The organism is Propionivibrio pelophilus DSM 12018 (assembly GCF_059569095.1).
On the sequence record NZ_JCANUT010000003.1, the window covers coordinates 63,156 to 84,444 of the forward strand.

General features: G+C 60.8%; 20 protein-coding genes. 5 read left to right on the plus strand and 15 right to left on the minus strand.

The window, feature by feature from the left end:
• Positions 1-47 precede the first annotated feature (47 nt).
• From BO74_RS02740 to gyrA, 13 genes are all read right to left on the minus strand, one after another.
• Positions 48-833 (minus strand): 3'-5' exonuclease, encoded by a 786-nt coding sequence (locus BO74_RS02740; RefSeq protein ID WP_496439996.1) that lies wholly within the window; start codon positions 831-833, stop codon positions 48-50.
• 2 nt (positions 834-835) lie between these two features.
• On the minus strand, positions 836-1,735 hold the full coding sequence (cysM, locus tag BO74_RS02745) for a cysteine synthase CysM (protein WP_496439825.1): 900 nt from the start codon (positions 1,733-1,735) through the stop codon (positions 836-838).
• Positions 1,728-2,723 carry an ADP-glyceromanno-heptose 6-epimerase gene (rfaD, locus tag BO74_RS02750; RefSeq protein WP_496439827.1) on the minus strand — a complete coding sequence of 332 codons (996 nt, stop codon included), beginning with the start codon at positions 2,721-2,723 and terminating at the stop codon, positions 1,728-1,730. Before rfaD ends, cysM begins: the two co-directional genes overlap by 8 nt.
• A gap of 9 nt (positions 2,724-2,732) precedes the next feature.
• A complete protein-coding gene (gene rfaE1, locus BO74_RS02755; RefSeq protein ID WP_496439828.1) occupies positions 2,733-3,665 on the minus strand; it encodes a D-glycero-beta-D-manno-heptose-7-phosphate kinase in 933 nt (310 codons plus the stop codon).
• Positions 3,666-3,676: 11 nt separating this feature from the next.
• A complete protein-coding gene (gene lapB, locus BO74_RS02760; protein WP_496439997.1) occupies positions 3,677-4,843 on the minus strand; it encodes a lipopolysaccharide assembly protein LapB in 1,167 nt (388 codons plus the stop codon).
• 18 nt (positions 4,844-4,861) lie between these two features.
• Positions 4,862-5,152 (minus strand): LapA family protein, encoded by a 291-nt coding sequence (locus tag BO74_RS02765; RefSeq protein WP_496439830.1) that lies wholly within the window; start codon positions 5,150-5,152, stop codon positions 4,862-4,864.
• 74 nt (positions 5,153-5,226) lie between these two features.
• Positions 5,227-5,520: an integration host factor subunit beta gene (locus tag BO74_RS02770; RefSeq protein ID WP_496439832.1), complete on the minus strand. Its 294-nt coding sequence runs from the start codon at positions 5,518-5,520 to the stop codon at positions 5,227-5,229.
• Between the two features lie 9 nt (positions 5,521-5,529).
• Positions 5,530-7,227, minus strand: a complete 1,698-nt coding sequence (rpsA, locus tag BO74_RS02775; RefSeq protein WP_496439833.1) for a 30S ribosomal protein S1 — start codon at positions 7,225-7,227, stop codon at positions 5,530-5,532.
• A 115-nt stretch (positions 7,228-7,342) separates the two neighbouring features.
• Positions 7,343-9,289 carry a bifunctional 3-phosphoshikimate 1-carboxyvinyltransferase/cytidylate kinase gene (locus tag BO74_RS02780; protein WP_496439834.1) on the minus strand — a complete coding sequence of 649 codons (1,947 nt, stop codon included), beginning with the start codon at positions 9,287-9,289 and terminating at the stop codon, positions 7,343-7,345.
• Positions 9,286-10,170, minus strand: coding sequence for a prephenate dehydrogenase (locus BO74_RS02785; protein ID WP_496439835.1), 885 nt, complete (start codon positions 10,168-10,170; stop codon positions 9,286-9,288). The genes BO74_RS02780 and BO74_RS02785 overlap by 4 nt, the downstream gene beginning before the upstream one ends.
• Before the next feature lie 24 nt (positions 10,171-10,194).
• A complete protein-coding gene (hisC, locus tag BO74_RS02790) occupies positions 10,195-11,286 on the minus strand; it encodes a histidinol-phosphate transaminase (RefSeq protein WP_496439837.1) in 1,092 nt (363 codons plus the stop codon).
• A gap of 25 nt (positions 11,287-11,311) precedes the next feature.
• The gene (gene pheA, locus BO74_RS02795; protein ID WP_496439838.1) at positions 11,312-12,403 is read right to left on the minus strand and encodes a prephenate dehydratase; all 1,092 of its coding nucleotides are present in this window, start codon (positions 12,401-12,403) and stop codon (positions 11,312-11,314) included.
• A 67-nt stretch (positions 12,404-12,470) separates the two neighbouring features.
• Positions 12,471-15,080 carry a DNA gyrase subunit A gene (gene gyrA, locus BO74_RS02800; RefSeq protein ID WP_496439839.1) on the minus strand — a complete coding sequence of 870 codons (2,610 nt, stop codon included), beginning with the start codon at positions 15,078-15,080 and terminating at the stop codon, positions 12,471-12,473.
• A 142-nt stretch (positions 15,081-15,222) separates the two neighbouring features.
• Between gyrA and BO74_RS02805 the strand changes: the two genes are divergently transcribed.
• The 3 genes from BO74_RS02805 (at position 15,223) to ubiG (ending at position 18,077) form a co-directional block, all read left to right on the plus strand.
• Positions 15,223-16,545: a TRZ/ATZ family hydrolase gene (locus BO74_RS02805; RefSeq protein WP_496439841.1), complete on the plus strand. Its 1,323-nt coding sequence runs from the start codon at positions 15,223-15,225 to the stop codon at positions 16,543-16,545.
• A gap of 79 nt (positions 16,546-16,624) precedes the next feature.
• Positions 16,625-17,305, plus strand: a complete 681-nt coding sequence (gene ompA, locus BO74_RS02810) for an outer membrane protein OmpA (RefSeq protein WP_496439842.1) — start codon at positions 16,625-16,627, stop codon at positions 17,303-17,305.
• A gap of 73 nt (positions 17,306-17,378) precedes the next feature.
• Positions 17,379-18,077, plus strand: a complete 699-nt coding sequence (ubiG, locus tag BO74_RS02815; protein WP_496439999.1) for a bifunctional 2-polyprenyl-6-hydroxyphenol methylase/3-demethylubiquinol 3-O-methyltransferase UbiG — start codon at positions 17,379-17,381, stop codon at positions 18,075-18,077.
• A gap of 25 nt (positions 18,078-18,102) precedes the next feature.
• Here the strand turns inward: ubiG and queD are convergent, their stop codons facing one another.
• Positions 18,103-18,546, minus strand: coding sequence for a 6-carboxytetrahydropterin synthase QueD (gene queD, locus BO74_RS02820; RefSeq protein WP_496439844.1), 444 nt, complete (start codon positions 18,544-18,546; stop codon positions 18,103-18,105).
• 77 nt (positions 18,547-18,623) lie between these two features.
• Here queD and BO74_RS02825 point away from each other — a divergent pair, with 77 nt between their 5' ends.
• Entirely contained in the window at positions 18,624-19,466 is an 843-nt protein-coding gene (locus tag BO74_RS02825; RefSeq protein ID WP_496439846.1) for a radical SAM protein, read from the plus strand.
• A gap of 4 nt (positions 19,467-19,470) precedes the next feature.
• Here the strand turns inward: BO74_RS02825 and BO74_RS02830 are convergent, their stop codons facing one another.
• The gene (locus BO74_RS02830; RefSeq protein WP_496439848.1) at positions 19,471-19,776 is read right to left on the minus strand and encodes a helix-turn-helix domain-containing protein; all 306 of its coding nucleotides are present in this window, start codon (positions 19,774-19,776) and stop codon (positions 19,471-19,473) included.
• 260 nt (positions 19,777-20,036) lie between these two features.
• Here BO74_RS02830 and BO74_RS02835 point away from each other — a divergent pair, with 260 nt between their 5' ends.
• A complete protein-coding gene (locus BO74_RS02835) occupies positions 20,037-21,263 on the plus strand; it encodes an aspartate kinase (protein WP_496439849.1) in 1,227 nt (408 codons plus the stop codon).
• Positions 21,264-21,289 lie beyond the last annotated feature (26 nt).

Genomic DNA, 21,289 nt, shown 5'->3' on the forward strand with positions numbered 1-21,289 from the left:
TCAACAGTAGTAAAAAGCGCGACTGGGCGACAATCAGATTCGCCCCATCAGGCCCACGCCACCAGGAATTCGGCCCAGTGCGGCTTGTTCAGTTTCTCCAGTTCAGCGCGCACGAAGGCGATTTCCGCATCGTATTCGGCTCGCGACATTTCGCCGCGCATCAGGCGGAAACGCAGGAGCACCAGATAGGTGTTCATCACGTCGGTTTCGCAGTAGTCGCGGATGCCAGCAATTTCGCCTCCCTGCCACGCCTCCCAGACCTTGCTGCCGTCCATGCCGAGCTTGCCGGGGAAGCCGATCAGCTTGGCGAGGTCGTCGAGCGGCGCGTTGGCGCGCGGCTGGTACATCGCCAGCAGGTCCATCAGGTCGAGATGACGGGTGTGGTAGCGGCTGATGTAGTTGTTCCACTTGAAGTCGCGACTGTCGCCGTAATCGCCGTCGCCGAGATCCCAATAGCGCGGCGCAACGACACCGTGAACCAGGCCACGGTAGTGCAGCACCGGCAGGTCGAAACCGCCGCCGTTCCACGAGACGATCTGCGGCGTGAATTTCTCGATGCCGTCGAAGAAGCGCTGGATGATCTCCGCCTCACCCTGCTCCGGCTCGGCCAGCGACCACACTCGCAGATCCTTGCCGGCACGCAGGACACAGGAGATGACAGCGACGCGCTGCAGGTAATGCGGCAGGAAGTCGCTGCCATTCTGCGCCCGCCGCTGCTGGAAGGCCATTTCCGCCACTTCGGCGTCGGACAGCGCCGGGTCGAGTTCGTGCAGGCGCCGCAGCCCCGGCACGTCTGGAATGGTTTCGATGTCGAAGACGAGGACGGGCTTCATGCTCATCCCGGAAACACACCGGTCGAGAGATAGCGGTCGCCGCGATCGCAAACGATCGTCACGATCGTCGCGTTGCGTGCTTCCTCCGCCAGACGCAGGGCCACGGCCATCGCGCCACCGGACGAAATTCCGGCGAAGATACCTTCCTCGGCGGCCAGGCGACGCGTCATTTTTTCGGCCTCGCCCTGCGACACTGATTCGATGCGGTCGACCAGCGTCCGGTCGAAAATCTTCGGCAGGTAAGCCTCTGGCCACTTGCGAATGCCGGGAATCTGTGAGCCGTCCTCGGGCTGGCAGCCGACGACGCAGATGTCCGGGTTCTGCTCCTTGAGATAGCGCGAAACACCCATGATCGTCCCGGTGGTGCCCATGCTGCTGACGAAATGCGTAACCCGTCCTTCCGTGTCGCGCCAGATTTCCGGGCCGGTGCCCTCGTAGTGCGCCAGCGGATTGTCCGGATTGGCGAACTGGTCGAGGATCACGCCCTTGCCCTCGTCGCGCAATTTCTCTGCCACGTCGCGCGCGAGTTCCATGCCGCCGTCGCGCGGGGTGAGTACCAACTCCGCGCCGAAGGCGCGCATTGTCTGCCGGCGTTCGACGCTCTGGTTTTCCGGCATGACCAGGATCATGCGGTAGCCGCCCATCGCCGCAGCCATCGCCAAGGCGATGCCGGTGTTACCGGAGGTCGCCTCGATCAGCGTGTCGCCCGGCTTGATGTCGCCGCGCTGCGCGGCGCGAGTGATCATCGACAGCGCCGGCCGGTCCTTGACCGACCCGGCCGGGTTGTTGCCCTCCAGCTTGGCCAGGATGATGTTGCCGCGTGCCTCGGCATCCTTGCCGGGCAAACGTTTCAGGCGTACCAGCGGGGTGTTGCCGACGTAGTCTTCGAGCGTCCTATACATGGCGGTTCAGCCATTGCACGTACTGCGCGACACCTTCCTCGACGCTGGCGAACGGCGCATCGTAGCCCGCCTGGCGCAGCTTCGTGAGGTCGGCCTGGGTGAAGCTCTGATACTTGCCCTTCAGCGCTTCAGGGAACGGAATGTACTCGACAAGCCCCTGCTTGAGCAGTTCTTCGAGCGGTTCCGCCGGCTTGCCCTGCAGGGCGCGGCAGCTGTTGACGTTGGCCGTGGCGAGTTCGTTGAAGCTCTGCGCACGGCCGGTGCCGACGTTGAAGATGCCCGACTTGTCTGGATGGTCGAGGAAGAACAGATTGACCTTGGCCACGTCGCCGACATAGACGAAGTCGCGCTTCTGCTCGCCGTTGCCGTACCCGTCGCAGCCCTCGAACAGCTTGACCTTGCCCTCGGCGCGGAACTGGTTGTAGTGGTGGAATGCCACCGACGCCATGCGCCCCTTGTGCGACTCGCGCGGGCCATAGACGTTGAAGTAGCGGAAGCCGACGATCTGCGCGCTGGCTTCCGGCAGACGCTGGCGCACGATCTGGTCGAACAGGAACTTGGAGTAGCCGTACACGTTGAGCGGCCCCTCGCAGGCGCGCTCCTCGCGGAACTGGCTGCTGCCACCGTAGGTCGCCGCGCTGGAGGCGTAGAGGAACTGGATCTTCTGCTCCTGGCACCAGTCGAGCAGGGCCAGCGAGTAGCGGAAGTTGTTCTCCATCATGTAGTGGCCGTCCTGCTCCATGGTGTCGGAGCAGGCGCCCTGATGCAGCACGGCATCGACCGCGCCGTCGAAATGACCGGCCAGCAGACGCTCGATGAAGCCTTCCTTGTCGAGGTAGTCGGCAATCTCGCAATCGACTAGGTTCTTGAACTTCTCGGCCCGGGCCAGATTGTCGACGGCGATGATCTTCGTGACGCCCCGCTCGTTCAGCGCCTTGACGACATTCGCTCCGATGAAGCCGGCGGCGCCGGTGACGATGGTGTACATGAGAACTCCTTAATTCAAAGCGGCCGCCAGTTCGTCGCGCGTGACGACGGCGGTTCCCAGTTTTCCGACGACGATGCCGGCAGCAACGTTCGCCACGTGAATCGCCGGTTCCCAGTCGGCACCGCTGGCGAGCATCACCCCCAGCGTGGCGATGACCGTGTCGCCCGCACCGGAGACGTCGAACACTTCGCGCGCCACGGCCTTCTCGTGAATCGCCCGGTCGGCGAGAAACAGCGACATGCCCTCCTCGCTGCGAGTCACCAGCAGCGCGTCCAGTTGCAGCTGGTCACGCAATTCGGTGGCTTTGCGCTCCAGGTCGGCCTCGTCCTTCCAGCGACCGGCCACGTCGCGCATTTCCGAACGATTCGGCGTCACCACCGTCGCCCCGGCATAAGCGGAATAGTCGTCGCCTTTCGGGTCGATCAGGACGATTTTTCCGGCCCCGCGTGCCAACCTGATCATTTCGCTGATGTGCGTCAGCCCGCCCTTGCCGTAGTCGGAAAAAACCACGGCGTCGCAATCGGCAAGGCGTTGGGCGAATTCGGCAAGCTTGGCGCGCAGGATTTCATGCGACGGACGGTTCTCGAAGTCGATACGCAAAAGCTGTTGCTGCCGTCCGATCACACGCAGCTTGACGGTTGTGGACACCGCGTCGTCGACATGCAGACTGGCGTCGATGCCGCCCTCACGCACGAGACGCGCCAGGCTCTCGCCGGCTTCGTCCCGACCGACCAGAGACAGCAAGGAAACCCGGGCGCCAAGTGCCGCGGCATTTCGCGCCACGTTGGCTGCCCCCCCCGGCCGTTCCTCGCAGCGCTCGACCCGGACAACCGGCACCGGCGCCTCGGGAGAGATGCGCGAGACGTCGCCGAACCAGTAGCGGTCAAGCATCACGTCGCCAACGATCAGCAGACGGACTGAGGAAAGTTCAGGCAAAACCATGCAGCGAAATCCTATGGGGTCAGGTCGAATTCTTCGGTGCGTTTCGGCGAATAGGTTTCCCAACCACCGCACGCCGGGCAACGCCAGTAGAACTGCCGTGCCTTGAAGCCGCAATTATCGCACCGGTAACGTGCCAGCCGGCGGGTATATCCTTGCACGATGCCCTTCGCCAGATCGATGTCGGCTCGGGCTTCCGGCGGAGAAATCAACGAGCGCGCCTCAATCAGCTTGTCGAAACCGAGCAAGGTCGGATTGCGGCGAAGCTCGTCGCGCACCAATCCGTATGCCGCTTCCGCCCCCTCGCATTCGAGGACCAACTGAAAGACGACGTCGAGCAGATCCAGCGACGGGTAGCGCTCGAGATAGCCGCGCAACAGCAGCAGGCCCTCATCGCGCCGCTCCAACTTGCGGAAGGCTTCCAGCAGACGCTTCGCCACCAGCGCCAGATACGTCGGATCCTGCTGCTCGATACGCTGCCAACAGGCAATCGCCTCCGGCACACACTCCTGCTGGACGGCGATATCCCCCTGCAGCAGGCTGGCGCGCACGCACTTGCGGTTGCGCTCGAGCGCGGACTTCAGGTGTTCAGTCGCCGCTTCGGGACGCGAACGGATCATCTCGGCCGCCGCGAGTTCGCAATAGTATTCGGCGACCTCCTTCTGCGAGGCGAAATCCGGCAGTTCGGCAGCGATGGCGATCGCCTTTCCCCAGTCCTTTTCGAGCTGGTAAATCTCCAGCAAGTTGCGCTTGGCATCATCCGCGCGAGGGGATTCACGCAACTTGTCGAATATTTCCTCGGCCCGGTCGAGCAGCCCGGCCTTCAGATAGTCCTGCCCAAGTTCCGACAACGCCTGCAGCTTCAAGTCTTGTGGCAGATCGTCGCGGTCGATCAAACTCTGATGCATGCGAATCGCCCGCTCGGTTTCGCCGCGGCGCCGAAACAGGCTGCCCAACGCAAAATGCAGTTCGACAGTCTCGGGATCGACCCGGACCGCTTCCACGAACGCCTCGATCGCCCGATCCGGCTGCTCGTTGAGCAGAAAATTAAGTCCCCGAAAATAGGACCGGGGCAAGGCGCGCGACTCTTTGACCAGATGGCGGATGTCGATACGCGCAGCTGCCCAGCCGAGAACAAAAAAGAGCGGGAGGAACAGGAGATGCCAGTATTCGAGTTCGATCATTTTTTCTGTTTCCCGTCAAAGGAACGGCGGCGTCACGGGAAGCGACGGTTCTTCCTCGCGCTCCGAGACGGTGGCAATACGCTTCAAGCGGGCAATCTCTCGCCGCAAACCGAATATTTTCCCCAGCAACGCCAGCACACCCAGCGCCACGCCCGCAACAAAAAAGGCCAACACGACGATGATCAGTGGCGCCTGCCACGATGCATCAAAGAAAAAGCTGACATTGACCGGGGCCGTGTTCTTCAGCGCAAACGCCAGCAGGAAGAGAAAAATAAAAATCCGACAGCACCACAGCACGACACGCATCGTCACGGCCTCCCGTAAAGAAAAGGGCGGCAACGCCGTTGCCGCCCCGCTATCTACCTAAGCAGATTCGTCATTCAAACCACATCTTCCACCTTGTCGACCCGCTCCCGCAACTCCTTTCCAGCCTTGAAGTGCGGAACCCACTTTTCGGGAACACTGACCTTGTCGCCTGACTTCGGGTTGCGTCCGACACGGGGCGGCCGATAATTCAGCGAAAAACTGCCGAATCCCCGGATCTCGATGCGATCGCCCTTGACCAAGGCCTCGGACAACGCATCGAGAATCATCTTGACCGCAAAGTCGGCATCCTTCGCGACCAGCTGCGGAAACCGCTCGGCCAGCCGCGCGATCAGATCTGACTTGGTCATGCGCTACCCTTACTGCTGGCTGTTCAGCTTGGCCTTCAGCAGGGCGCCAAGGTTGGTCGTACCCGAGCTGGCATTGCTTTCCGCGGCGAACTTCTGCATCGCCTCGTGCTGCTCGGCCTGGTCCTTGGCCTTGATCGACAGGTTGATCGAACGCGTCTTGCGGTCGATGTTGATGATCATCGCCTCGACCTCGTCACCTTCCTTGTAAACCTTGGTCAGGTCGTCGATACGATCGCGGGATACCTCTGACGCACGCAGGTAACCATCCATGTCGCCTTCGAGCGTAACCACGGCGCCGCGGGCATCAACCGACTTGATGGTACCCTTAACGACCGCGTTCTTCTCGTGGGTAGCGATAAAGCTGGTGTAGGGGTCGCCGTCGAGTTGCTTGACGCCCAGCGAGATGCGCTCCTTCTCCGTATCGATGGCCAGCACGACCGCCTCGACCTCATCGCCCTTCTTGAAGTTGCGAATGGCTTCTTCGCCCGGGGTCGACCACGACAGGTCGGAGAGGTGAACCAGACCGTCGATACCACCCGGCAGGCCGATGAACACGCCAAAGTCGGTGATCGACTTGATGGCGCCCGTCACCTTGTCGCCCTTCTTGTGGTTCATGGCGAAGTCATCCCACGGATTGGCCACGCACTGCTTCATGCCCAGCGAGATGCGGCGACGCTCTTCGTCGATCTCGAGGATCATGACTTCGACTTCGTCGCCGAGCTGGACGACCTTCGACGGATGGACATTCTTGTTCGTCCAGTCCATTTCCGAGACGTGCACCAGACCTTCGATGCCCTGCTCGATCTCGACGAAAGCACCGTAGTCGGTCAGGTTGGTAACCTTGCCGAACAGGCGGGTGCCCTGCGGATAACGGCGGGCGATGCCGACCCACGGATCTTCGCCAAGCTGCTTGAGGCCGAGCGAGACGCGGTTCTTGTCCTGGTCGAACTTGAGGATCTTGGCTTGCACTTCGTCGCCAACCGCCAGCACTTCCGACGGGTGACGGACACGGCGCCAGGCCAGGTCGGTGATGTGCAGCAGGCCATCGATGCCGCCGAGGTCGACGAAAGCGCCGTAGTCGGTGATGTTCTTGACGATGCCCTTGACGATGCTGCCTTCCTTGAGGTTGGCCAGCAGCGCTTCGCGCTCTTCACCCGCGGTGGCTTCAAGCACGGCACGACGCGAGACGACGACGTTATTGCGCTTGCGGTCGAGCTTGATGACCTTGAATTCGAAGGTTTTGCCTTCGTACGGGGTGGTGTCCTTGACCGGACGCATGTCAACCAGGGAACCAGGCAGGAAGGCGCGCACGCTGTTGGTCATGACGGTGAGACCGCCCTTGACCTTGCCGGTAATCGTACCGGAGACCAGCGAGCCGTCGTTAAGAGCCAGCTCGAGGGCATTCCAGGCGGCGACGCGCTTGGCACGCTCGCGAGAGAGGCGGGTTTCACCGAAACCGTTCTCCAGTTGTTCGATAGCGACCTGAACAAAGTCACCGACCTGAACTTCGATTTCACCGGCGTCGCTCAGAAACTCGTCGCGGTCGATGTAGCTCTCGGACTTCAGCCCGGCATTGACGACGACGAAATTCTGATCGATGCGCACGACCGACGCGGTGATGACCTCGCCTTGACGCATTTCCTGACGGTTGAGGCTAGCCTCGAAGAGATCGGCAAAACTTTCCTGCATGGTGGGATTGGTTGACATAAAAAATGGGGGTTACGCTTGCGCGGGTTAGTTGAACAACATCGCTGCAAGCCCGGAAAAGGCTCCAGCGACACCGAAACGGTCCGGCATGGCTGCCGCACCGCCTTTACTGCTATCAAGCCCGCCGGCTCCATTCGAGAACTTGCGCCACGGTGTGGGCGATGGTCAGTTCCGTCGTATCGAGCAGGTGGGCCCCTTCACTTTGCTGCAATGGCGCCACGCTACGTTGGCTATCGCGCAAGTCGCGTTCACGCAAGTCCAGCAAAAGAGGAGCAATGTTAGCAGCGATTCCCTTGTCGATCAACTGCTTATAGCGCCTTTGCGCGCGCACTTCGACACTGGCAGTGAGGAAAATTTTGGTCTGCGCGTCGGGAAAAACGACCGAGGCCATGTCCCGCCCGTCGGCGACCAGCCCGGGCGCACGGCGAAACAGCCGCTGCCGGAACAACAAGGCCTGCCGCACCGCTGGCAGCGCGGCGACACGCGACGCACCGATGGAGATTTCCTCAAGGCGGATCGCGTCGCCAACTTCTTCACCGGACAGGCGGATCGAGTTCTCGCCGAATTCGACGTCAAGTTCGGCGGCGATTCGCGCCAGCGCCAGTTCGTCGCCCCACGCCACCCCGGCCCGCTGCGCGGCCAGCGCAGTCAGTCGATAGATCGCTCCGGAATCCAGATAATGCCAGCCGAGCTCGGCGGCCACCCGCGCGGCGATCGTCCCCTTGCCCGACGCCGACGGCCCGTCGATGGCGATCACCGGCACCGCCTGTGTCACCTCGGCAAAGCGCGCGAAGTACTCGGGGAACGTCTTGGCCACACAGCCCGGATCGTTGATCCGCACCGGCACACCGCAGGCGGCCAGCGAGAAGCACATCGCGATGCGGTGGTCGTCATAGGTATCGATGCCGGCATGCGGCGCGAGCAACGATGCCGGCGGTTCCACGCGGAGAAAATCAGCCCCCTCCTCCACGGTCGCGCCGAGTTTGCGCAACTCGGCAGCCATCGCTGCAATGCGATCGGTTTCCTTGACGCGCCAGCTGGCGATGTTCTTCAGCGTCGTCACTCCCTCGGCAAACAGTAACGTCGTCGCGAGCGTCATCGCCGCGTCGGGGATGTGGTTGCAATCAAGCTCGATACCATGCAGCCGGCCGTTTTTCGGCGCACTGGCCTCGATCCAGTTCGGGCCCATGACGATACGCGCGCCCATCTGCGCGATCGCATCGGCGAAACGGACATCGCCCTGGACGGATTCCTCGCCGACGCCTTCAACCCGCAAAGGGCCTCCTCCGATCGCTCCAAGCGCCAGGAAGTACGAGGCCGACGACGCATCGCCCTCCACGTAGATCGTGCCGGGCGAGCGATAGACCGAGCCGGCGGGCACGACGAAGCGTTGCCAGCCATCGCGCTGCACGTGCACGCCGAAGCGGGCCATCATCGCCAGCGTAATCTCGATATATGGCCTGGAGATCAGTTCGCCGACCACTTCGACCGTGGTCTCGATGCCGGCCAGCGGCAGCGCCATCAACACCCCGGTCAGGAACTGGCTGGAGACATCGCCGCGGATGCGTACCACGCCGCCGGCGCGGATCGTTGCCGGGCGAACATTCAGCGGCGGGAACCCATCATTGGCGACGTAATCGATATCCGCACCAAGCTGCCGCAATGCGTCGACGAGATCGCCAATCGGCCGTTCGTGCATGCGCGGGACACCCGACAAGGCATACGTCCCGCCACTCAATGCCAGCGCTGCCGTCAGCGAGCGAAATGCTGTCCCGGCATTGCCGAGGAACAAGTCGGCCTGCTTGTTCGGAAACGACCCGCCGACGCCCTTGATACGCCATGCGTTGTCGTCAAGTGAATGCATCTCGACGCCAAGCGCCAGCAGCGCTTCGCGCATCCGCTCCGTATCGTCCGATGCGAGCAGGTCACGCACCTCGGTATCGCCCTCGGCCAGTGCGGCGAGCAGCAGAACCCGATTGGAAATGCTTTTCGAGCCGGGCAAACGAACGGTTCCGCGCGCACAGAGCACCTCGGGCAAATCGATGAATTCAGGCGTACTCATTTGCTCTTGCTTCCATCCCAGGCACGACGCGCCGTGCGCGCCACTTCAAAGGTCTTCTCCAGCACAGCACCGTCGCCGCTGGCCAGCGCGCCGCGCAATTCGTCGAGCTGCGCCCGGTAGCGATCAAGCTCATCGAGCAAAGCAACGCGATTGGCGAGGCAGATATCCCGCCACATTTCCGGATGGCTGGCGGCGATGCGGGTGAAATCGCGAAAACCGCTGGCGGCGAAGCTGAAGAACAGGTCACTGTTCTCCCGGACGGCGAGGTCATGCACCAGGGCGAACGACAACAAGTGAGGCAAATGGCTGACCGCGGCGAAAACCCGGTCATGCTCTTCCGCGGTCAGTTCGAAAATCTGCGCGCCGCACCACTCCCAGGCCGAACGCACCTTGGCGACGTTGAGCACGGGGTTCTCGGGCAGCGGGGTGAGGACCACTTTCTTCTCGCGGTAAAGCTCGGCGCGCGCCGCTGCCGCGCCGCTGTTTTCCGCCCCGGCAATCGGATGCGCCGGGACGAACTGCCCGGCCTTGTCGCCAAAATGCTCGCGCACGGCGGCGACGACATCCGCCTTGGTACTACCGCCGTCGGTCACCACGGTTTCCGGCCCGATATAGGGCGCGATCCGCTCCATGATCTCCGGCATCTGCCCGACGGGCGAGGCGATCAGCACAAGGTCGGCATCGCTCACCTCCTGCCCCGGATTGGCTCCGACGCGATCGATGATGCCCAGATCGAGCGCCTGCGTCAGCGTCGCGACGCTTCGACCGAAGCCAACCACCTCGCCGACCTGCCCGGCGGCCTTCAGTCCGAGCGCAAACGAACCGCCGATCAGCCCGACGCCGAAGACGACAACCTTGCCAAACTCGGGCTCCGAACTCATGCGCGCACTCTCATTCGCCCGCTCTCATCCGCGCGCCTTTTCCAGCGCCTCGAGGAACTGGCGATTCTCCGCCTCGGTCCCGATGGTCACGCGCAGCCACTCGGGCATCCCGTAGCCGGCCACCGGACGAACGATGACGCCCTGCTTCAACAGATTCAGGTTGACCGCCACCGCATCTCCCGCCCGGAAAGCAACGAAGTTCCCATAGGAGGGAATGAATTCGTAACCGAGCCGCTTGAATCCCTCGTTGAGTTGCGCCATCCCCGCACGGTTGAGCTCCTGGCTGCGCGCCACGAACTCGTGGTCGCCCAGCGCGGCCGTCGCCGCGGCCAGCGCCAGATTGTTACAGTTGAACGGCTGCCGGACCCGGTTCATCAGATCGGCGATTTCCGGAGAGGTCAATCCATAACCGATGCGCAATCCGGCGAGCCCGTAAATCTTCGAGAAGGTCCGCGTAATGAGGAGATTGGGGAACTCGGCCAGCCATTCCTTCGAGTCTTCCCGAACATCCGGGGGAAGGTATTCGTTGTAGGCCTCGTCCAGCACCACGACGACATCGGCCGGAACCGACTGCATGAACGCCTTCAACTGCGGATACGACACAAAAGTGCCGGTTGGATTGTTCGGGTTGGCGATCCAGATCAAGCGCGTATCCGGACGCACGGCCGCGCGCATCGCGTCGAGATCGTGACCGAAGTCCTTGGCCGGGACGGCGATCAGTTCGGCGCCAACCGACAGGGAAGCCAGCGGATAGACCGCGAAGGCGTGCTGCGAGAAGACAGTGGACCGCCCCGGCGCAAGAAACACCCGCGCCGCCATGTCGAGCAGATCGTTCGAACCGTTGCCAAGAACGATGCGTTCCATGCCGAAGCCGGTATGCTCGGCGACAGCCGCCTTCAGTTCGAAATCGTCCGGATAGCGCTCCAGCGTACCCGCCGCCTTTTCCAGCGCCACCCGCGCCTTCGGACTCATCCCGAGAGGATTCTCGTTGGACGCCAGCTTGATGATCCGCTCGACGGGGATACCCATTTCCCGAGCCAGCTGGGTGATCGGCTTGCCAGGCTGGTAGGGAGAAATGGCACGGACATACGGTAACGACTGATCGCAGATGGACATGCGAAAACCTCACATAACGGGTTGATCAATAGACGGCGACCGGGTACGAACCGAGCACCTTCAAATAGGCTGCTCGCCCAGCCAGCTCCGCCAGCGCTTTCGCCACGGTCGGATCATCCTTGTGCCCTTCGATGTCGACGTAGAAGACGTATTCCCACAGCGTGTGGCGAGCCGGACGCGATTCCAGGCGGGTCATCGACATTCCGGCATCCGACAGCGGGGCGAGAAGTTCGCAGAGCGAGCCGGTGCGGTTGGGGGCCGACATGATCAGCGAGGTCTTGTCGCGCCCCGACGACCCGCTTTCCTGTCGCCCGAGAACGATGAAACGCGTCGTATTGTTCGGTTCGTCCTCGACGTTGCTGACCAGCATCGGCAGATCGTAGCGTTGCGACGCCGCTTCGCCGGCCAGCGCCGCGGCGCCAGGCTCCGCTGCCGCCAGTTGCGCGGCCTGCGCGTTGCTGCCTACCGGGATGCGCTGCGCATTCGGCAGCGAGCGGTTGAGCCATTCGTGGCACTGCGCCAGCGACTGGGCATGCGAGTAAACCTTGCCGATCGCGTCGAGCGACGTTTCCTTCGACAACAGGTGCTGGTGGATGCGCAGGACAACCTCGCCACAGACTTTCAGCGGGGATGTCATCAACAGGTCCAGCGTCCGTCCGATCGCCCCTTCGGTCGAGTTTTCCACAGGCACGACGGCAAAATCGGCGTGGCCGGCTTCGACTTCGCGGAACACGTCATCGATCGACCCCTGCGGCGACAAGCGCGCCGCATGACCGAAATGCTTGGTTGCCGCGCTCTCCGAGAAGGTACCCAGCGGCCCGAGGAAGGCCACCCCCAGGGGCTTCTCCAGCGACAGGCAGGCCGACATGACTTCGCGAAAAAACCAAGTGACGCTCTCATCGGGCAGCGGCCCCTGATTCAATTCCTGAACGCGCCGCAACACCTGCGCTTCACGCTCCGGTCGATAGATGAATCCGGCGTCACCGTGCGCTTCCTTGATCTCGCCGACCTTTTGCGCGCAGCGCGCCCGACGGTTGAGCAGATCGAGCAGTTGCGCGTCGATGGCATCGATTTCGCCGCGCACGACGGCTAGTTCTGTCTTCAGGTCGTCGCTCATGTCAGTGCAGACACTCTCTCGTCAAAAATTCACCGGGAAAGGCAATCCTGCCTCCCCTACGAACCGATCATTCCCCGTCAGGCGTCTCTTCGAGAGCGCCTTCGTGACCGCTTTCATCTCCATCGGCGCTCTCGGAGTCATCTTCGGACTCGACCACCTTCTCCAGGCCGGCGAGTTTTTCGCCCTCGTCGAGGGAAATCAGGGTCACGCCCTGCGTCGCCCGGCCAAGCTCGCGAATCTCCGCGACCCGCGTCCGGATCAGCACGCCGCCGGTGGTGATCAGCATGATCTCGTCTTCGTCCTTGACCAGACGCGCAGCAACGACCTTGCCGTTGCGCTCGCTGGCGGCGATCGCGATCACCCCCTGCGTACCGCGACCGGAGTGACGGAAGTCGGCCAGCACCGTGCGCTTGCCAAAGCCGTTCTCGGTCGCCACCAGCACGGTTTCCTGGTGGTTGTCGGCAACCAGCAACGACAGCACCTGTTGCCCATCACCCAGCTTCATGCCACGCACGCCGCGTGCCGTGCGTCCCATCGGCCGGACGTCTTCCTCGTCGAACCAGATCGCCTTGCCGCCATCCGAGACGAGCACGATGTCCTGCGTGCCATTGGTCACTTCCGCACCGATCAGGTAATCGCCCTCATCGAGCGCCACGGCGATGATGCCGGCCTTGCGCGGGTTGGAGAAGTCGGACAACGGCGTCTTCTTGACCGTCCCCTGCGCCGTGCACATGAAGACGAAACGATCCTCGACGAACTCCTTGATCGGCAGGATGGCGCTGATCTTCTCCCCTTCTTCGAGCGGGAACATGTTGACGATCGGCTTGCCGCGTCCGGTCCGTGCGCCTTGCGGCACTTCGTAGACCTTGAGCCAGTAGAGCCGTCCGCGACTGGAGAAACAAAGGATGTAATCGTGGGTGTTGGCGGTAAACAGATGGTCAACAAAATCGTCTTCCTTGACGCTCGCCGCCTGTTTGCCGCGCCCGCCGCGCCGCTGCGCCCGATAATCAGCGAGCGGCTGCGACTTGATGTAGCCGGTGTGCGACAGCGTCACGACCATGTCCTGCGGCGTAATGAAATCCTCGATGCCGAGGTCCTGCGTGTCCAGGACGATCTCCGAACGGCGCTTGTCGCCGAATTGCGCGCGGATCTGCTCAAGCTCCTCGGAAATGATTTCGGTAATGCGCTCGGGACGCGCCAGGATGTCCATCAGGTCGGCAATCTTCTCGAGCAGGTCGGCGAAGTCGCCGACGATCTTGTCACGCTCGAGCCCGGTCAGCCGCTGCAGGCGAAGCTCGAGGATGGCCTGGGCCTGGGCCTCGGACAGCAGATAGCCGCTCTTCGAGAGACCGTACTCCATCGCCAGCCCTTCGGGGCGGGTAGCATCCAGCGCGGCGCGCTGCAGCATCTCGCCCACCGTCGCCGACTGCCAGAGCCGCGCCATCAGGCCGCGGCGTGCATCGGCCGGCGTCGGCGAAGCCTTGATCATGGCAATGATCTCATCGACGTTGTCGAGCGCCACCGCCAGGCCTTCCTGGATGTGCGCCCGCTCCCGCGCCTTGCGCAGTTCGTAAACCGTGCGACGGGTGATGACCTCGCGTCGGTGCGAGAGGAAGCAGTCGAGCATCTGCCTGAGGTTGAGCAAGCGTGGCTGCCCATCGACCAGCGCCACCATGTTCATGCCGAAGGTGTCCTGCAACTGCGTCTGCTTGTACAGACAGTTCAGGACGACTTCCGGCACTTCGTTGCGCTTGAGTTCGATCACCACGCGCATACCGGACTTGTCCGACTCGTCGCGCAGGTCGGCGATGCCGTCGATCCGCTTGTCGTTGACCAGTTCGCCGATCTTTTCCAGCAGCGACCGCTTGTTCACCTGGTACGGCAACTCATCGACGATGATCGCCTGCCGGTCCTGACTTCCCTTGATGTCCTCGAAATGGGTACGGGCACGCATCACCACACGGCCGCGACCGGTCTGATAGCCCTCGCGCACACCGCATACGCCGTAGATGATTCCGGCCGTCGGGAAGTCCGGCGCCGGAATGATCTCGATCAACTCGTCGACCGTCATCTCCGGGTGGTGCAACAGCGCCAGACAGCCGTCGATCACCTCGTTGATGTTGTGGGGCGGAATGTTCGTCGCCATGCCCACGGCGATACCCGACGAGCCATTGATCAACAGGTTCGGGATACGCGCCGGCAGGATCAAAGGTTCCTGCTCGGAACCATCGTAGTTCGGCCCGAAATCGACCGTTTCCTTGTCGATGTCAGCCAGCAGTTCGTGCCCGATGCGCGCCATGCGCACTTCCGTGTAACGCATCGCCGCCGCGTTGTCACCATCGATCGAACCGAAATTACCCTGACCATCGACCAGCATGTAGCGCAGCGAAAAATCCTGCGCCATGCGCACGATCGTGTCGTAGACCGCCGTATCGCCGTGCGGATGGTACTTACCGATCACGTCACCGACAATGCGGGCCGATTTCTTGTACGCCTTGTTCCAGTCGTTGCCCAGTTCGTGCATGGCGAACAGGACGCGGCGATGTACCGGCTTCAAGCCATCACGAGCATCCGGCAGCGCACGCCCGACGATGACGCTCATCGCATAATCGAGATACGAACGACGCATCTCGTCTTCAAGACTGATGGGAAGTGTTTCTTTTGCGAAGGTTTCCACGGTCTGTTCCAATTCGATAACCGGCAATGCGGCAGCCCCAGACGCTGGCGTCGGTCTTGTTGTCGTTCTGATAAACAGGTAATTCTAGCACGCTGCCCCCTGTGGCTCCCGACCCGAACCCGATATCGAAAGGCACTTTCTTATGCACGCAGCCGATCCCATTGACCTGCTCATTGAAGCCAAGTGGGTCATCCCCGTCGAACCCGCCGGAACCGTACTGGAAAACCACTCGATTGCCGTGCACGGCGGGCGAATTGTTGCAATTTTGCAACACAGGGAAGCCCGATCGCGCTTCGCACCCAAAGAAGTCAAGCGACTGAACGACCACATCCTCATTCCGGGCCTGGTCAACCTCCATACCCATGCGGCAATGACCCTGTTGCGTGGCCTTGCCGACGATCTCCCGCTGATGGATTGGCTGCAGAACCACATCTGGCCCGCTGAAGCCAAACACGTCTCAGCACAATTCGTGCATGACGGCACGGCACTGGCTTGCGCCGAAATGCTTCGTTCCGGCATCACCTGCTTCAACGACATGTATTTCTTCCCCAAAGCCGCGGTCAAAGCCGCTCTGGGCATGGGCATGCGCGCAGCACTCGGGCTAATCGTCATCGACTTTCCGACCGCCTACGCAGCGGATTGCGAGGACTACCTCTCCAAGGGACTCGCCGTTCGCGACGAGTTTCAAGACAATTCGCTGATCAGCTTCTGCCTCGCGCCGCACGCCCCCTATACCGTAAGCGACCGCAGCTTTTCCCAAGTTCTTACGCTGGCGGAACAGTGCGACATTCCGATCCATCTCCACCTCCACGAAACCCGCAATGAAATTGAAGAAAGCGAGCGCCAGCACGGCGTGCGCCCGATAGAGCGCCTCAAGAAACTGGGGATACTCGGACCGGCACTGATCGGAGTTCACGCCATACATCTCACCTCCGAAGAGATCACCTTGCTGGCGGAAAACGGCGCTTCCGTCGCGCACTGCCCCACGTCCAATCTGAAGCTCGCCAGCGGGATCTGCCCACTCACGGAACTCGTTGAAAAGGGGGTCAATGTCGGCCTGGGCACGGATAGCGCAGCCAGCAACAACCGCCTGGACATCCTCCAGGAAATGCGACTCGCATCACTACTCGCCAAAGGAAGCAGCGGTCAGGCCGATGCCGTCGAGGCCCACCAAGCCTTGCGAATGGCGACCCTGAACGGCGCAAAAGCGCTGGGACTGGACGCGGAAACCGGCAGCATCGAAATCGGCAAGGCCGCGGACTTGTGCGCAATCAGAATTGATGACGTTGCATTAGCACCGTGCTACGATCAGGCATCACTTCTCGCCTATACGGCAGGACGTGAGCATGTATCAGACGTTTGGGTGGCTGGGAAGGCGCGTGTTTGCGACGGATTGCTGCTTTCCGGCGGAGAAATCGAGTTGAAAAATCTCGCGGCTTTATGGCAGAATCAAATCCGTCCGTAAAATGCTCGACCTAGTATTTTCAACAATGAACCGGCCGACCGGACGATTCCGCTGGCTCTAACTAACGAGGTGAATCAAGATGAATAAAACAGCAAAACATACCCTGATGGCCTTGATGGCCGCTACCCTTGGTCTCTGCGCCTCGTTGGCGCAAGCTCAAGCTGTGGATCGTGTTTACGCGATCGATGGCCGCGGCGAAGTCGTTATGGATCCGTTCGGCCTCTGCTGGCGCACCAACTACTGGACCCCGGCAGCTGCCGCCAAGGATCCGGCCGGCTGCAAGTGCGACAAGGACCTCCTGCCGAAGGAAGTCTGCGAGCCGAAGGCAACTCCCGCTCCGGCTGCCAAGCCCGCCGCCAAGCCCGCCGCAGCCCCGGCTCGCGAAAAGGTGACTGTCGCTGCCGACGCGTTGTTCGACTTCAACAAGGCAACCCTCCGTCCGGAAGGCAAAGCCAAACTCGACGACGTTGTTGCAAAATCGCAACAACTGACCCTCGAGGTTGTTATCGCTGTCGGTCACGCCGACCGCATCGGTAGCGCCGCCTACAACCAGAAGCTGTCCGAGAAGCGCGCCGCTTCGGTCAAGGACTACCTGGTTGCCAAGGGCATCCCGGCCAACCGCATCTACACCGAAGGCAAGGGCAGCAAGCAGCCCGTCACCAAGCCGGATCAGTGCAAGGGACCGAAGAGCGCGAAGGTTATCGCTTGCCTGCAGCCTGACCGTCGTGTCGATATCGAAATCATCGGCACCAAGAAGTAAGACTGCACGTCACTGGAAAAGCCCTGCTCCGGCAGGGCTTTTTTATTTCGACCCATTTGCGAAGCTGACGAAAATGAATAATGCCGACCCGCACGAACTCGAGAAATTCAGCCAGCTTGCCCACCGCTGGTGGGATCCTCACAGCGAGTTCCGCCCGCTTCACGAAATCAATCCGCTGCGACTGAACTGGATCGACGACCATGCCAAACTGGCCGGAAAAGCGGTTCTGGACATCGGTTGTGGTGGAGGCATTCTGGCCGAGAGCATGGCCGAGACCGGCGCCATTGTAACGGGAATCGATCTTTCCGAAAAAGCACTCGGCGTAGCCAGGCTACACCTCCTGGAAAGCGGCAAGAAAGTCGATTATCGAATGATCTCCGCGGAAGAACTGGCCACCCAGGCCGCCGGAACGTTCGACGTCGTCACCTGCATGGAAATGCTGGAACACGTCCCCAATCCAGCAAGCACCATCGCCGCCTGCGCTGCGCTGGCAAAGCCATCAGGACACGTGTTCTTTTCCACGATCAACCGCAACCCGAAAGCCTACGTCTTCGCCATACTCGGGGCCGAATACATTCTTCGCATGCTCCCCAAGGGGACCCACGACTACGCAAAGTTCATCAAACCATCGGAACTGGCACGCTGGGCAAAGAGCGTCGAGCTTCAACCGGACGAACTGATCGGCATGACGTACAACCCGCTCAGCCAGAAATACTCGCTAGGCAACGACACCGCAGTCAACTATCTGATGCACACCGTGAAATCAGCCTGATCCACACCCGGAATTCAACCGGACATTACTTGCGCAAGGCATCCGCCCAGCAGTTTGGAGTCTCGTAGAGACGCACCTGTTCCAGCCGCAACTGATTACCGTAGACATCACGATAAACGGCATCAAGGATGCGAAAGGCTGTTTCAGCGAGATTTTCCGCTGTCGGAATACAATCCAGAACCACCGTCTTGTGCTCCGGCAAGGACGCCAGAAACTCCACCACCGCCACATCGCCGGCATAGACCAGGAAAGCATGATCCCAAAGGTCTACCACATGCCGGCACGCCAGCGACTTGACCTCCGAAAAATCCATGACCATCCCGTTCGCAGGATCTCCTGCCCGCCGGATGACCCCGCCGGAAAGAGTCACCTCGAGCACGTAGCGATGCCCGTGCAAATGCCTGCACTGGCTCTTGTGATCGGGAATTCGATGACCAGCATCGAATTCGAGGCGACGGGTAATGCGCATGACTTCCTCGGGAAAAATTACGGAGCCGATTATATCATCGGGGCTTCACGCACTTTCACGACACGATACAACACAACATGCCTGCGACCTTGAACATCAACGACCACAGCCGGGATAGCGCCGGAATGAAATACGTCTATCCGGTCATTTCGCGACGAGCCGGAGGGGTCTCCGTCGGCATCAACCTGAATACCAACAATGCGTGCAACTGGGCTTGCATCTATTGCCAGGTCCCCAATCTCACCAGAGGCGCCGCCCCAGAAATCGATCTCAACCAACTGGAATCGGAACTCAGGACATTCCTGTTGAGCGCGACCTCGGGGGACTATCTGCTCCGAAACGCCCCACCGGAGGCGAGAACACTGGTCGACGTCGCCTTTTCGGGAAACGGGGAGCCGACCAGCGCATCAGCCTTTCCTGAAGCCGTACGCATTGCCGGAGACGTTCTCGACGAATTTAGCCTATCAACCAAAGTGCGTCTGAGGCTGATCACCAACGGCAGCCTGTTGCACAAGCCCTACGTTCGCGAAGGAATCGCTTTGATCGGAGAACGCGGCGGGGAAGTCTGGTTCAAGATCGACCGGGCATCGCAAGCGGGAACCCTGCAGATCAACGGCATCACCACCACACCCGATAGAATACGAAAAGCTGTCATCACCTGCGCCGGTCTTGCACCGACCTGGGTGCAAACCTGTTTCTTTGCGATTGACGGCCAGGGCATCGACGAACAGGAGTTTGGCGCCTACCTTGAGCTTATCGCGACAATCAAGGACGAAATAAAGGGGGTATTGCTTTACGGTCTTGCCCGGCCATCCCTACAGCCGGATGCAAAAAGGCTTTCGGCACTCAGTACCGAAAGCCTTTCTCAGTTCGCCCGCCGCATCGAGGCAACGGGAATTGACGTTCGTGTAACCCCGTAACGCGTCAGGCCGCTTTCTTCTTGGCCTTGGCCGCCTTCTTCAAGGTCTTGTAAAGATCGGGGTCTTCGCTCTTGAGATAGTCGATGATCTCGACGTCCTCCTTTTTGACCCGCTGAATATCCACCTGCTCGACGTGAACCAGGCGCAGCAACTCGCGGACCGGACGCGGCATATTCCGCCCGCTTTCGTAGCGCGACCCGCCACTTTGGGTCACGCCGATTTTCGACCAGAATTGTTGCTGGTTCAGACCGAGCTTGCGGCGAATTTCGCGCGGCTCTATGGCTTTTTCATTCGCTTTTACAGTGCTCATAGCATGTCCTTTCATGTGTCCTGACCCCCCAAAACAGGCCAATCGCCCTTGACCGGGCCTCGTCTTTATCCAAACCTTGGATATATAACTTTCGTTATATTGCGGCCAGTATAGAACATGAACATATGCGATTGCAAGTGGCATTTATTCATGCTTTCTGGGCAAGTTCAAAGCCGGTCCCGGATCCGAAAATTGCCTTGTGTTTCAAATAACTGATACGTTAGAATCCTCGGTCTTCGTATTAACTGCTGGGATTGTGCATGGCTCTGATAGTTCAGAAGTTTGGAGGCACGTCGGTCGCATCAACGGACCGGATCAAGAACGTTGCCAAACGGGTGGCCCGCTGGAAAGCACAGGGGCATGACATCATCGTGGTCCCGTCGGCAATGTCCGGTGAGACCAACCGGCTTATCGGCCTGGCGAAAGAAATCTCGACGGCCCCCGACCCTCGGGAACTCGACGTAATTGCGTCGACCGGAGAACAAGTCACGATCGGCTTGCTGGCCATGGCACTGAAAGAAGAAGGCGTGAAAGCCAAAAGCTACACCGGCCCCCAGGTTAGAGTGCTCACCGACAGCACCTTCACCAAGGCACGGATCCTGCAAATCGATGACCAGAAGATTCGCAAGGATCTCGCTGACGGAAACGTTGTCGTCGTCGCGGGCTTCCAGGGCGCGGACCAAGACGGAAACATCACCACACTGGGCCGCGGCGGCTCGGACACCTCAGCCGTTGCGCTTGCCGCAGCACTGAAGGCCGACGAGTGCCAGATCTATACCGACGTGGATGGCGTATATACCACCGACCCGCGCGTCGAACCCGCGGCACGCAAGCTCGAGACCATCACCTTCGAGGAAATGCTGGAGATGGCCAGCCTCGGGTCGAAAGTCCTGCAGATCCGCTCGGTCGAATTCGCCGGCAAATACAAAGTGAAACTGCGCGTACTTTCCAGCTTCCAGGATGAAGGCGAAGGTACTCTGATTACTGTTGAGGAAGACAATCAAATGGAACAGCCCATCATTTCCGGTATCGCCTTCAATCGTGACGAGGCCAAGCTGACGGTACTCGGCGTCCCCGATCGTCCGGGCATCGCCTACCAGGTACTCGGCGCGATCGCCGATGCCAACATTGATGTCGACATGATCATCCAGAACGTCGGGCACGATGGAACGACCGATTTCTCGTTCACCGTCAACCGTGGTGAATACACCAAAGCCATGGACATTCTCAAGAGTTCGGCAGAGAAGCTGGGTGCCCGTGGGGTCGTTGGCGACAACAAGATCTGCAAGGTTTCCGCCGTGGGCGTGGGCATGCGCTCCCATCCGGGCGTCGCCAGCAAGATGTTCAACGTCCTTGGCGCAGAGGGAATCAACATCCAGATGATCTCCACCTCCGAGATCAAGATTTCCGTAGTCGTCGAGGAAAAATACCTGGAACTGGCCGTACGTGTTCTGCACAAGGCCTTCGGTCTCGAACAGGCGGAATAATCAACTGCTTTTTGGTTTGACCAGAA

Coding starts and splice junctions, on each gene's coding strand:
- BO74_RS02740 (WP_496439996.1), bottom strand. CDS start 833: ATGAAGCCCGTCCTCGTCTTCGACATCGAAACCATTCCAGACGTGCCG.
- cysM (WP_496439825.1), bottom strand. CDS start 1,735: ATGTATAGGACGCTCGAAGACTACGTCGGCAACACCCCGCTGGTACGC.
- rfaD (WP_496439827.1), bottom strand. CDS start 2,723: ATGTACACCATCGTCACCGGCGCCGCCGGCTTCATCGGAGCGAATGTC.
- rfaE1 (WP_496439828.1), bottom strand. CDS start 3,665: ATGGTTTTGCCTGAACTTTCCTCAGTCCGTCTGCTGATCGTTGGCGAC.
- BO74_RS02765 (WP_496439830.1), bottom strand. CDS start 5,152: ATGCGTGTCGTGCTGTGGTGCTGTCGGATTTTTATTTTTCTCTTCCTG.
- BO74_RS02770 (WP_496439832.1), bottom strand. CDS start 5,520: ATGACCAAGTCAGATCTGATCGCGCGGCTGGCCGAGCGGTTTCCGCAG.
- rpsA (WP_496439833.1), bottom strand. CDS start 7,227: ATGTCAACCAATCCCACCATGCAGGAAAGTTTTGCCGATCTCTTCGAG.
- BO74_RS02780 (WP_496439834.1), bottom strand. CDS start 9,289: ATGAGTACGCCTGAATTCATCGATTTGCCCGAGGTGCTCTGTGCGCGC.
- BO74_RS02785 (WP_496439835.1), bottom strand. CDS start 10,170: ATGAGTTCGGAGCCCGAGTTTGGCAAGGTTGTCGTCTTCGGCGTCGGG.
- hisC (WP_496439837.1), bottom strand. CDS start 11,286: ATGTCCATCTGCGATCAGTCGTTACCGTATGTCCGTGCCATTTCTCCC.
- pheA (WP_496439838.1), bottom strand. CDS start 12,403: ATGAGCGACGACCTGAAGACAGAACTAGCCGTCGTGCGCGGCGAAATC.
- BO74_RS02805 (WP_496439841.1), top strand. CDS start 15,223: ATGCACGCAGCCGATCCCATTGACCTGCTCATTGAAGCCAAGTGGGTC.
- ompA (WP_496439842.1), top strand. CDS start 16,625: ATGAATAAAACAGCAAAACATACCCTGATGGCCTTGATGGCCGCTACC.
- ubiG (WP_496439999.1), top strand. CDS start 17,379: ATGAATAATGCCGACCCGCACGAACTCGAGAAATTCAGCCAGCTTGCC.
- queD (WP_496439844.1), bottom strand. CDS start 18,546: ATGCGCATTACCCGTCGCCTCGAATTCGATGCTGGTCATCGAATTCCC.
- BO74_RS02825 (WP_496439846.1), top strand. CDS start 18,624: ATGCCTGCGACCTTGAACATCAACGACCACAGCCGGGATAGCGCCGGA.
- BO74_RS02830 (WP_496439848.1), bottom strand. CDS start 19,776: ATGAGCACTGTAAAAGCGAATGAAAAAGCCATAGAGCCGCGCGAAATT.
- BO74_RS02835 (WP_496439849.1), top strand. CDS start 20,037: ATGGCTCTGATAGTTCAGAAGTTTGGAGGCACGTCGGTCGCATCAACG.